Source organism: Synergistota bacterium (genome assembly GCA_025060595.1).
Taxonomy (GTDB): domain Bacteria; phylum Synergistota; class GBS-1; order GBS-1; family GBS-1; genus 42-11.
The window spans coordinates 51860-60489 of the sequence record JANXBX010000012.1; the positions used below are offsets into that span (position 1 = coordinate 51860).

The 8630-nt window shown below is 42.7% G+C and carries 8 protein-coding genes; all 8 read left to right on the plus strand.

What is annotated here, in order from left to right; translation table 11 throughout:
• Window positions 1-49: 49 nt before the first annotated feature.
• Window positions 50-466, plus strand: a complete 417-nt coding sequence (locus tag NZ900_08165) for a (Fe-S)-binding protein (protein MCS7234056.1) — start codon at window positions 50-52, stop codon at window positions 464-466.
• Complete coding sequence (locus NZ900_08170) at window positions 463-2232, plus strand: aldehyde:ferredoxin oxidoreductase (protein ID MCS7234057.1); 1770 nt, start codon at window positions 463-465, stop codon at window positions 2230-2232. Before NZ900_08165 ends, NZ900_08170 begins: the two co-directional genes overlap by 4 nt.
• Before the next feature lie 14 nt (window positions 2233-2246).
• Window positions 2247-2816 (plus strand): orotate phosphoribosyltransferase, encoded by a 570-nt coding sequence (pyrE, locus tag NZ900_08175; protein ID MCS7234058.1) that lies wholly within the window; start codon window positions 2247-2249, stop codon window positions 2814-2816.
• A gap of 12 nt (window positions 2817-2828) precedes the next feature.
• Complete coding sequence (locus NZ900_08180) at window positions 2829-4211, plus strand: mannose-1-phosphate guanylyltransferase/mannose-6-phosphate isomerase (GenBank protein MCS7234059.1); 1383 nt, start codon at window positions 2829-2831, stop codon at window positions 4209-4211.
• Window positions 4201-5136, plus strand: coding sequence for a cation diffusion facilitator family transporter (locus NZ900_08185; GenBank protein ID MCS7234060.1), 936 nt, complete (start codon window positions 4201-4203; stop codon window positions 5134-5136). The genes NZ900_08180 and NZ900_08185 overlap by 11 nt, the downstream gene beginning before the upstream one ends.
• Entirely contained in the window at window positions 5129-6280 is a 1152-nt protein-coding gene (gene gmd, locus NZ900_08190) for a GDP-mannose 4,6-dehydratase (protein MCS7234061.1), read from the plus strand. The genes NZ900_08185 and gmd overlap by 8 nt, the downstream gene beginning before the upstream one ends.
• Before the next feature lie 5 nt (window positions 6281-6285).
• Window positions 6286-7560 (plus strand): hypothetical protein, encoded by a 1275-nt coding sequence (locus NZ900_08195; GenBank protein MCS7234062.1) that lies wholly within the window; start codon window positions 6286-6288, stop codon window positions 7558-7560.
• A gap of 6 nt (window positions 7561-7566) precedes the next feature.
• Window positions 7567-8630 (plus strand): acetyl-CoA hydrolase (locus tag NZ900_08200; protein ID MCS7234063.1); only part of this gene is annotated, 1064 nt, incomplete at its 3' end.

An 8630-nucleotide genomic window follows, 5' to 3' on the forward strand; every position in this document is an offset into this window, starting at 1 on the left:
ATATAATCTTGAAAAATAAATTGTATGTCCTTTAAGTGGGGGTGGGATATTGGCTAAGAGGATTAGCGTTCTTGATAGGGAGCGATGTATGGGATGTTATTCCTGTGTTTATGCTTGTAGCAGGACTTGGGGTAGGGTAGCTGGTATTGAGAAGGCGGCTTTAAGGATAAAAAGCTATTCTGGTGCTGAAGGCTTTTTCTCCATAAGGGTTTGCTCTGGTTGTGAAGATCCGGATTGTGCTAAAGCTTGTCCTACAGGTGCCCTCAGGCCATCTAAAAGGGGTTTTGGCGTTGATCTGGAAAAAAAGCTATGTAACGCTTGCGGTAGTTGCGTTTCATCCTGTATCTCTATGGCGCTTCAGTGGGATGAGGAAGATAAGCTTCCCGTTCCTTGTAGGCATTGTGGAGTGTGTGCTTCTTTCTGTCCAAGGGGTGTCTTAGGTATGGAGGAGGTAGAGAGAGCATGAGCTTTAGGATGCTTTCTGTGAACCTTTCCACTGGGAAGGTTGAGTTTGAGGATGTAAGCGATCTTTTCTCTAAGTATATAGGTGGGACAGGAGTTTTAAGCTACCTTGCCCTAAAGGATTTAAGGGAGGATCTTGACCCTGTTTCCCCTGAATCCCCCATATACTTTGGTATAGGTCCCTTTAACGGTTATTATCCAAGCGCTTCTAAGGCTGTAGCTATCTTTAAATCTCCCTTGACTGGAAACCTTGGGGAGAGTCATGCTGGCGGGAGATTTTTTATGGCGATGGCCTCCGCTGGGATTCATGTCCTTAGGATAGTTGGCAAAGCCTCTTGTCCTGTTTATCTCTCTATTAAAGATGAAGAGGTTAAGATAATTCCTTGCTCCTCCTTATGGGGGAAGACCGCTACAGCTACAGAAAGGATACTTCGTGAAATAGAGGGAACAAAAAGAGGTAAGGAAAGCATTTTAAGGATAGGACCAGCTGGGGAGAGGCTTTCAAGAATAGCCTGCGTTACAGTTGATTCCTCTAGGCATTTCGGAAGACACGGTCTTGGGGCAATCATGGGCTCTAAGAACTTAAAGGCTATAGTTATTTCAGGAAATAGGACTTTAAGGATTTCTAACTGGAGCGAGTATCAAAAGCTTTACAAGGAGATATTTGATATCTTAGCTTACTCCGAGGTTAGCTTAAAATACCGAGACCTTGGAACCGCATCTAATGTTATTCCTCTTTCTAATACCCATAGCTTGCCTACAAGAAACTTCTCTCAGGGCTTCTTTGAGGGGGCTGATGGTATATCTGGGGAGCATTTCGCTGATGAATACTTAGTTAAGCAGATAGCTTGTGCTCACTGCCCGATAGGATGTATTCATATGGGACAGCTTAGAGAGATGTTTGCTGAGCCTCATCTCTTCAGGACGGTTAGGACATCCTATGATTATGAGCCAATATTTGCTTTAGGTTCAAATTTAGGTGTTTCTAAGGCGGAGGAGGTACTTCGTCTTCTCAGTTATGTTGAAAGACAGGGTTGGGATGTAATGAGTATCGGTGTTACTTTAGCGTGGGCCACAGAGGCCTTTCAAAGAGGGTTAATAAATACGACTCACACGAATGGCTTAGTTTTAAGCTTTGGGGATGCTCAAACCTATCTTAAGGTCTTAGGGAACATAAGTAAGGGTGCTACCGAGTTTTATAGAGATCTTGAGAGAGGATTAGGCTTCTGCGTACAAAAATACGGAGGAGAGGAGTTTGCGATAACCTTTGGAGGTGTAGAGTCTCCAGGTTATATGACGGGACCCGCCGCTTTCGTTGGTTTTGCCGTTGGCGTAAGGCATTCTCACTTAGATTGTGCTGGTTATTCTGTGGATCAGGAGTTTTTCGGTAAGGCTTCCGATCCTTACGTTGAGGTAGAGAAGCTTTATAAGGAAAGCCTTTGGAGGATGGTCACTAACTCGCTCGTTACCTGTCTTTTCGCTCGCGGTGGATACACCATGCCGCTGGTCCTAAGAGGGCTTAGGGTTTTGGGGGTTGAGGAAACCGAGGAATCTTTAATGAGGAAAGCTCGAATAATACATGGTATGAAATATCTCCTTAAGGAAAAGCTTGGATTTAGCTTCGATTCTTTGAAGCTTCCTGAAAAGCTAACTCGCGTTTATACGGGTAGAGGGCTTGTGTCTCATAAGGACTTTGACGATAGAGTTAAGCTATATAAGGATAAGATTAAAGAGGATATGGCTTTCGCTCAAGAGGAGCTGAAAGCATAAGGAGGGGGATCGTTATGCTTGAGGAAAAGATTTGGGGGTTGCTTAAGGAAACGGGTGCCTTTTTAGAGGGTCACTTTTTGCTTTCCTCAGGGCTCCACAGTGGGCACTATCTTCAGTGTGCCATGCTTTTAAGGTATCCAAGATATGCAGCTTTAATTGGTGAAGAGATAGGAAAGCTTGTTAAAAGATATGAGCCTGAGGTGGTGGTTTCTCCGGCTTTGGGTGGCATAATAGTGGGGCATGAGGTAGCCAGATTCCTTGATGTACCTTTCCTCTTTTGTGAGAGAGAGGGAGGGGTTTTCAAGCTTCGTCGCTTTCCCTTCCCAAAAGGGAAGAAAGCCTTGGTAGTTGAAGATGTTATAACAACCGGCGGTTCAAGCGCTGAGGTGGGAAGCGTAGTTGAAAAGGAGGGAGGGATATGGATCCATACCGCATGTATAATTGACAGAAGCGGTGGTAAGCATTCGCTTCCTCATGAGCCCACGTCATTACTTAAGGTGAGCTTCCCTAACTATAAGCCAGAGGAGTGCCCTCTTTGTCAAAAAGGATTACCTATATATAAGCCAGGAAGCAGAAACTTGTAATATAATTAAATTATGAAAGCCGTAGTTTTGGCAGGCGGTGGGGGTACTAGGCTGTGGCCTTTATCGAGGAGAGCTTGGCCAAAGCAGTTTTTAAAAATAGGAAATAAGCTTTCCCTTTTTCAGGGGACGCTAAAGCGTCTTCTTAGATTTTTACCCCCGGAGGATATAGTTATAGTAACGGGTAGGGACTACGAGTTTATAGTACATTGGGAGATTAATGAGCTCTCTCTTAAGTCCCTACCCCATATTATTCTTGAACCGTTTAGTAGGGGAACCGCTCCTGCTATAGCCTTATCTTTAAAGTATCTTCTTGAGAAGCAAGAGCTTTCCTCCTCAGAGTTGGTTTTTGTGGCTCCCTCTGATCATATAATTGAGCCTGAGGAAGAGCTTGCTAGAGTAATCGGAATCGCCCGAAAGCATGCTTCCCTGGGTAAGATTTTAACCTTTGGTATAAAGCCCTATAAGCCGGAAACTGGATATGGCTATATAGGCGTTTTAAGAGAAGCGGAACCATCCATTTATGAGGTTGAAGGGTTTTTCGAAAAGCCTAGCTTAGAAAAGGCAAGGGAGTTCCTCTCTTCAGGAAGATATTTCTGGAACTCTGGAATGTTCCTTTTTAGAGTAGATAGTATGATAAATGAGCTCAAGAAGCATGCTCCTAGGATAGGAGAAGCCTTGGACTTTAGCTTTAAGGAGATGGTTGATTGCTTCTCCTATATGCCTGATATATCCATCGACTATGCGGTTATGGAAAAAACGGAAAACCTTCTTATGGTTTCTTTAAATGCCTTTTGGAGCGATGTAGGATCTTACGATGCAATATACGATCTTCTTAATAAGGATGAAGATGGCAATGCTGTGCAAGGGGAGGTTATAAACTTTTCTTCTAGGAATAGCTTGATTCTTGGGGATAAGAGGCTTATCGTTACATTAGGAATTGAGGATATGCTTATAGTTGAGACGGAAGATGCGATTTTAGTATCAAAAAGGGGAGAAAGCCAGAAAGTTAGGGAAGTAGTTAGGCTTCTAAAGGAACGTTTAAGGAAAGAGGCTGATGAACGAGTTACTGTATGTAGGCCATGGGGAATGTATACTCTTCTTGAGAAAGGAGATAACTTTTGGATTAAGAGAGTTGTTTTAAACCCCAGGGAAGGACTAACCTTTCAAAGGCATAGGTTTAGGTCTGAACACTGGATAGTTGTAAAAGGGGAGGCCAAGATAACCTTTGAAGATAGGGAGGTTTTTCTAAAGGAGGGGGAGTCTATATTTGTGCCTCAAAACGAGTTTCATAAGCTTGAAAACCCTTCCGATTTTCCCCTTGAGATAGTAGAGGTAGCTTGCGGAAGCTACCTTGGAGAGGATGATATAGAAAGGCGGGAAGGGGATGGTGCATGAGCATCATAATCATATACATGAGCCTTCTCAAGTAGAGGGAATTAAGCTTTTTTATGTTATACTGTTAAACTTTGCCATATGTGGTGCGGAGTTTATCGGAGGAATTGTATCGGGCAGCTTAGCTCTCATTTCCGACTCTCTCCATAACTTTAGCGATGCCATGTCTATTGTGGTTACATACTTTGCCCATAAGATATCCTTGAAGAGTGCCTCAGAAAGAAAAACCTTCGGTTATAAAAGATCCACCATTTTAGCTGCCCTATTTAACTCTGTTACCTTACTTGCTATAGGGGCTTTATTAATTAAAGAAGCTATAGAAAGACTACTTCGGCCTCAATATATAGATGGTTTAACGGTATTATGGGTTGCATCGATAGGATTAGTCGCTAATTTGTTAAGCATGTATTTTCTTAAAAGGTGGTCTAGGAGAGATATAAACGTTAAGACCGCTTATCTGCATATGTTTGCTGATGCTCTATCCTCCATAGCAGTTATTTTGGGAGCTATTATGATGCTTTATTTCAATTTATGGTGGCTTGATCCTACGCTTAGTATAGCGATAGCTATATATGTTATTAGAGAGAGCTTTAAGATTTTAAATAAATCTTTAAATATATTAATGCAGTCGACTCCGGAAACGATAGATATAGGGGAACTAGTTGAAAGCATCGAGAGGCTTGAGGAGGTTAAAGATGTTCATCATGTTCATGTTTGGAGCTTAGATGATAAGATGGTTTTCTTTGAGGGGCATGTAAATCTTAAGAAAGACATCCCTATAAGCAAGGTTATGAGGGTATATGATAGGATAGAGGAGGAGTTGCATCGTTTTGGTATCTCTCATGTTACCATTCAAGCTGAATATAATGGCTGCCCAGAGTGTGGAGTTATAAAGAGTAGAGAGGAGAGGGATTTGGAACATGGGTAGGAGGGCGCTTATAACAGGTATTACTGGGCAGGATGGTTCCTATCTTGCGGAGTTCTTGCTTTCTAAGGGATATGAAGTTCATGGTATTATAAGAAGAGCAAGCACTTTTAACACTCAGAGGATAGATCATATTTATGTAGATCCTCATGTGCCTGGAGCTAGGCTTTTCCTTCACTATGGAGATTTATCCGATGCAAGTCAGCTAACTCAGATAGTTTATAACATTAAACCTGATGAAATATATAACCTCGGCGCTCAGAGTCATGTTAGAGTGAGCTTCGATATGCCTGAATATACTGGTGATATAACTGGCCTTGGGACGACAAGGATACTTGAGGCTATAAGAAGAAGCGGAGTAAAAGCAAAGTTTTATCAAGCTTCTTCCTCGGAGATGTTCGGAGCTTCTCCTCCGCCTCAGAGTGAAAAAACGCCTTTTTATCCAAGAAGCCCTTATGCGGCTGCTAAGGTTTATGCTTTCTGGATGACGGTAAACTATAGGGAGGCTTATGGATTATTTGCGTGTAATGGGATACTTTTCAATCATGAAAGCCCTCGTCGAGGGGAGACATTCGTTACAAGGAAGATAACGAGAGCTATAGCTCATATGCTTGCTGGGAAACAAAGAGAGCTCTATCTTGGAAACCTTAACGCTAAAAGGGACTGGGGGTTTGCTCCTGAATATGTTGAGATGATGTGGCTTATGCTTCAGCAGGATGATCCAGATGACTATGTTGTAGGAACTGGGGAGAGTCACTCCGTTAGAGAGTTTGTGGAGAAAGCCTTTAGTTATGCTGGTCTAGAGATAGAGTGGAAAGGTAGTGGTTTAGAGGAGAAGGGGGTGGTAAAAAGCGCAAGTGATAGGTGGAAGGAAGTTTTTAAGCCTGGTGATGTGGTTATTAAGATAGACCCAAGGTACTTTAGACCTACGGAGGTTGAGCATCTTCAGGCTGATATAACTAAGGCTAGGAAGAAGCTTGGTTGGGAGCCAAGGACTACTTTTGAAGAGCTTGTAATGATAATGGTTGACTACGACATGAGGCTCTTAGGTTTAGAGCCGATAGGTAAGGGAGTAGAGGTTTCAATGAACAAAGGTTTCCGATATACTAATCATGAGTACTCCTTTTGGAGCGATTGCTCCAGGTGAGAGTTATGGTGAAAATTGGTGTTATAGCTGATGACTTAACAGGGGCTAATGCTTTGGGTGCTCTCCTTTCAAAGAGGGGATTAAGCTCTGTATCTGTCTTAGATCCTTCTCTCCTTTCAGAGAGATCCCAGGTGAAGAGGGATATAATAGTTATCTCTACAAGCAGTAGGTATCTTCCTCCTCAAGAGGCTTACGCTAAGGTTTCTGAAACGTTCAGGCTTCTTTTAAGCTTGGGGTGTAACTTCTTCTCCAAGAGGATAGACACTACTTTAAGGGGTAGTATAGGTCATGAGGTAGATGCTATGCTCGATTCCTCAGGAGAGATTAAGCATGCCATAATGGTTCCAGTCTTTCCAGCTGCTGGTAGAATATGCTTAGGGGGGCACGTTTTGGTAAACTCCATTCCCCTTGACGAGACCGAGGTTATAAGGGAATCGGTATTCCGATTTAATACCTCAAATGCGGTTAAGATAATAGGTTCTCAGACAAAGAGAAAAGTTATCCATATACCTTATGATATAGTTAGATCAGAAGAAAGTTTACTTGAAGCTTTTAATAGTTTGCCTGAAGAAAGCTTTGCCGTTTTTGATGCGGTTACCGATGCTGATGTGGATAGGATAGCCACTATCTCTTTAAAGTGGGGTAGGCCCTTCATTCCCGTGGATCCAGGACCGTTTACTGCTTCTTTAGCTTCTAAAAAGCTCGGAGGTAGAATTGTCTTTCCTAAGATACTCATCGTTATAGGAAGTGTAACCGAGCTTATAAGAAAGCAAGTGGAGTATCTTTCAAGAAGCTATGATATTAAGTGGATTAAACTCGATGTTAGAAAGCTTGCCTCTTCTCCTGAGGAGGAGATAATGGTTAAGTCTGATAAGGTTAGCGAATTTGTAAAGCTTCATAGCTTTATAGGTCTCACAACCGTTCAAAGTGAGGATGACGTCGTTTCTCCTGAGGAGGCCGAAAGGCTTGGTTTTGGAAAGGGATTCTATAGCAAGGTTAACGAGGCTATAGGTGCGGTAGTCTTAAGGGTTCTCAAAGAGAATAAGGATTTAATTAAGGGGATATATGTAAGTGGTGGGGATACGGTCACGGCTATAGTGAAAGGCCTCGGAGCATATGGTATAAGCGTTAAAGATGAAGTTTACCCGCTAGCCGCCTTTGGAAGCGTGGTGGGAGGGGAATTTGATGGTTTGCCTCTTGTAACAAAGGGAGGACTTGTGGGTAAGGAAGATACTATAAAGGTCTGTGTGGATTATCTTTTAAGGAGCATAGGAAGGTGATAGCTCTTGCCTGGTATTAGGGATCGTGTGAGGGATAGGGATCTTCTTTCAAAGGTGGTTTCAGCGGAAGAGGCTGCTTACCTGATAAAGGATGGGATGACTATTGCCTGTAGCGGTTTCACACATGCTGGCTACCCTAAAGCGGTTCCTTTAGCCTTGTCAGAGAGGATAAAAAATGGGGAAGCCTTAAGTGTAACCTTGTGGACTGGTGCCTCTGTTGGACCAGAGCTTGATGGCTCGTTAGCGGAGGTTGGTGCTATTAAAAGAAGGTTTCCTTATCAGTCTAATAGTGTTTTAAGGGATAAAATAAACTCTGGATGGGTAAGCTACGTAGACTTTCACTTATCTCAGTTTCCTCAGATGATAAGGTATGGCTTTCTTGGTGAAATAGATTTCGCTATAATCGAAGCAGTGGCTATAAACGAGGGTGGAGGCATAGTTCCCTCTACCTCTGTTGGCAATTCTCCTACCTTCGTTAAGATGGCTAAGAGGGTTATTGTGGAGGTTAACATCACTCAGCCTTTAGATCTTGAAGGCATGCATGATATATACGTTCCTGAGGATCCTCCTTATAGGAGAGAGATACCGATATATAAGCCGAGTGACAGGATAGGACTTCCTTACATTCCCTGTGATCCTGAGAAGATAGAGGCTGTGGTCCTCTCTGATATTCCTGATAATCAGAGGCCCTGGGATCCAATAGATGAGGTCTCAAAAAGGATGGGGGAAAATCTGATAGATTTCCTTAGGTTTGAGGTTAAAAGAGGTTATCTACCTAGAAACCTATTGCCTCTTCAGTCAGGAACCGGAAGCATAGCTAACGCCGTCTTTGCTTGCTTTTTAGAGTCTGAGTTTGAGGATCTTTATGTTTACACTGAGGTTATACAAGACTCTATGCTTGACCTAATAGATTTTGGAAAGCTTCGCTTCGCTTCAGGCACCGCCCTTGGTTTTTCTCCTTCTGCCTTAAGGAGGTTTTATGAGGGTATAAAGAGATATAGGAATTACATAGTTTTACGTCCTCAGGAGATATCTAATCATCCTGAGGTTATAAGGAGGCTTGGGGTTAT